3 protein-coding genes are annotated in these 2,417 nt (G+C 44.4%); all 3 read left to right on the top strand.

Annotated features, from left to right (window positions below; genetic code table 11):
- Positions 1-1,406, top strand: a 1,406-nt coding sequence (locus ACLOR3_RS09320) for a beta-galactosidase (RefSeq protein WP_412037167.1), incomplete at its 5' end; no start/stop codon positions are given.
- Complete coding sequence (locus ACLOR3_RS09315; RefSeq protein ID WP_023024885.1) at positions 1,403-1,879, top strand: PTS sugar transporter subunit IIB; 477 nt, start codon at positions 1,403-1,405, stop codon at positions 1,877-1,879. The genes ACLOR3_RS09320 and ACLOR3_RS09315, both read left to right, overlap by 4 nt.
- A gap of 39 nt (positions 1,880-1,918) precedes the next feature.
- The coding region (locus ACLOR3_RS09310; RefSeq protein ID WP_412037166.1) for a PTS sugar transporter subunit IIC at positions 1,919-2,417 on the top strand (499 nt) is incomplete at its 3' end.

Here is a 2,417-nt window from a genome sequence, read left to right as displayed (position 1 = left end):
GTTATTACGACGAGCTCCTGCCACGTGTGGCCAAGTACCAATTGGATCGTGGGGGCAATATCCTCATGATGCAGGTTGAGAACGAATATGGCTCTTATGGCGAAGACAAGGCCTACCTTCGGGCGATCAGAGATCTAATGATTGAGCGGGATATTACTTGTCCACTCTTCACCTCTGATGGACCTTGGAGGGCGACCCTTCGAGCAGGGACCTTGATTGAGGATGGACTCTTTGTAACCGGTAATTTTGGTTCGCGTGCGAATTACAACTTCTCTCAGATGAAAGAGTTCTTTGCTGAGCATGACAAAGAGTGGCCACTCATGTGTATGGAATTTTGGGATGGCTGGTTCAATCGGTGGAAAGAACCTATCATCAAGCGAGATCCAGAAGAGTTGGCAGAAGCAGTCCATGAAGTCTTACAAGAAGGCTCTATCAATCTCTATATGTTCCATGGTGGGACCAACTTTGGATTTATGAACGGTTGCTCAGCACGAGGGACTGTGGATCTCCCACAGGTGACATCCTACGACTATGATGCTCTCTTAGATGAGCAGGGCAATCCGACTCCTAAGTACCATGCAGTCAAAAAGATGATGGCGACCTACTATCCAGAGTATCCACAGATGGATCCGCTTGTGAAGTCGACTTTATCTGAACGAACATTGGAGTTGACCAAAAAGACTAGTTTGTTTGGCAATTTAAACAAGATTGTTCAAGTCACCGAAAGTCTTTACCCACAGACCATGGAAGAAATTGCTCATCCTTTAGGCTATCTGCTCTATGAGACAGAAGTGGAAATGGATGCGGAAGAAGAGCGCTTGCGTATCATCGATGCGCGTGATCGGGTACAGGTTTATGCCAATGATCAGTTGATCGCCACTCAATACCAAGAAGAAATCGGTCAAGATCTTTTTTTAAACGGAAAAAAGAAAACGATTACAAACCTAAAACTCTTGATCGAAAACATGGGAAGAGTCAATTATGGGCACAAACTCTTAGCGGACACCCAACGAAAAGGAATCCGAACAGGGGTTTGTATCGATCTTCATTTCAAGCTTCATTGGAAACAATATGCGCTTGATTTTAGCCAGCTGGACCGCTTGGATTTTTCAAAAGAATGGCAAGAAGGTCAACCAGCTTTTTATCAATTTGCTTTTCATCTAGATCAGGTTGAGGATACCTTCCTTGATATGACTGGATTTGGAAAAGGGATCGTTCTTGTAAATGGCCACCATATCGGTCGTTTCTGGGAAGTCGGTCCAACACTCTCCCTCTACATCCCTCATGGTTTTCTCAAAGATGGGGAAAATGAGATCCTCGTCTTTGAGACAGAGGGCACTTGGACGGAGACCTTAAAACTTGTTTCACAACCTACATTCAAAGAAGTAAAGGGGGAAAACTTATGACTATTGTAGGATGCCGTATCGATGGACGTTTGATCCACGGGCAGGTAGCCAATCTTTGGACTACCAAACTGAATATTTCACGTATCATGGTGATCGATGATGAAGTCGCTCAAAATGATATCGAAAAAAGTGGTTTGAAACTAGCGACACCGCCTGGTGTCAAGCTCAGTATCTTGCCAGTAGCAAAGGCTGCAGAAAATATCTTGGCTGGAAAATATGACAGCCAACGTCTCTTCATCGTAGCTCGCAAGCCAGACCGCTTCCTCGGTTTGGTAGAAGCAGGTGTGCCACTTGAAACCTTAAACGTTGGGAACATGTCTCAATCAGACGAAACCCGTCCGATTACTCGTTCGATCAACGTAGTGGATGCTGATGTGGAAGCTTTCCACAAGCTAGCTGAAAAAGGAGTTAAGCTAACTGCTCAAATGGTTCCAAATGATCCAATTGAAGACTTCTTGAAGTTGCTCAAATAGTTTATAAATAAAAAAGAAAAATTTTAGGAGGAAATTGTCATGATACAATGGTGGCAAATTTTACTACTTACTTTGTACTCAGCTTATCAAATCTGTGATGAGTTGACGATTGTTTCATCAGCAGGCTCACCAGTCTTTGCTGGTTTCATTACAGGACTTGTCATGGGGGATTTAAAGACAGGTCTATTTATCGGAGCTTCTCTTCAATTGACAGTGCTCGGTGTTGGTACTTTCGGTGGAGCTTCTCGTATTGACGCTACTTCTGGTGCCGTTCTTGCGACTGCCTTCTCAGTAGCACAAGGGATTGATCCAGAGCTTGCTATTGCTACAATCGCTGTGCCGGTAGCAACTTTGTTGACATACTTTGATATTCTTGGTCGTATGACTACAACTTACTTCGCTCACCGTGTAGATGCTGCAATCGACCGCTTTGACTACAAAGGTATTGAACGCAACTACCTTCTTGGAGCGATTCCTTGGGCTCTTTCTCGAGCTCTCCCAGTTTTCTTCGCTCTTGCTTTTGGTGGAGCTTTCGTAG

The sequence above is a fragment of the Streptococcus intestinihominis genome (genome assembly GCF_046824975.1).
Lineage (GTDB): Bacteria > Bacillota > Bacilli > Lactobacillales > Streptococcaceae > Streptococcus.
This window is presented reverse-complemented; position numbering and strand designations above follow the sequence as displayed.

Coding starts and splice junctions, on each gene's coding strand:
- ACLOR3_RS09315 (WP_023024885.1), top strand. CDS start 1,403: ATGACTATTGTAGGATGCCGTATCGATGGACGTTTGATCCACGGGCAG.